Source organism: Mammaliicoccus sp. J-M41, assembly GCF_022385935.1.
In the GTDB taxonomy this organism is placed as follows: domain Bacteria; phylum Bacillota; class Bacilli; order Staphylococcales; family Staphylococcaceae; genus Mammaliicoccus; species Mammaliicoccus sciuri_A.
In genome coordinates, this window is record NZ_JAJNIR010000120.1 from 1 (window position 1) to 202 (window position 202).

Annotated in this window: 1 protein-coding gene; it reads right to left on the reverse strand. The window is 23.8% G+C overall.

What is annotated here, in order from left to right:
• A partial coding sequence (locus LQ686_RS14415) for an IS3 family transposase (protein WP_239733473.1) occupies positions 1-202 on the reverse strand: 202 nt, incomplete at both ends.

The following is a 202-nucleotide window of genomic DNA, read 5'->3' on the forward strand; positions in this document are numbered from 1 at the left end:
TTAATTGGTTTATTATTTTTTCTATTTAACAAGGCAGTTATTTTTCTATAACCATATGTAAAACGATGTTTCTTACATAGTTCTATAATTTTTCGTTCATCCTCAGATATACTGAAATCTTTGTTTTTCCATCTGTAATAATTTGATTTTGGAATATCTAAAGCTTCTAAAATGACTTTCACTGTATATTTAGATTTCAATT